The following is a 204-nucleotide window of genomic DNA, read 5'->3' as shown; positions in this document are numbered from 1 at the left end:
TGGGGAATGAACTTAATCGAGAATTTGATATAGGTCAACCACGAAAGATATTGGTGACCGATTTAACCTATGTAAGGGTTAAACAGCGTTGGCACTACCTTTGTGTAATTGTTGATATCAGTAATCGAGAAATAGTGGGGCGAAGTGCTGGCAGGCATAAAACAGCGGCACTGGTCATGCAAGCTATGAGTCAAATTCCAATGA

General features: G+C 41.7%; 1 protein-coding gene. It reads left to right on the top strand.

From position 1 onward, the window contains the following. Nucleotides 1–204: DDE-type integrase/transposase/recombinase (locus tag GQ593_RS13525; RefSeq protein ID WP_337189731.1), on the top strand; the 204-nt coding region annotated here is incomplete at both ends.

The organism is Gilliamella sp. Pas-s25 (genome assembly GCF_009795885.1).
GTDB lineage: Bacteria > Pseudomonadota > Gammaproteobacteria > Enterobacterales > Orbaceae > Gilliamella.
The sequence above is the reverse complement of the archived record's forward strand: the minus strand, read 5'-3'. Positions and strand labels throughout refer to the sequence as shown.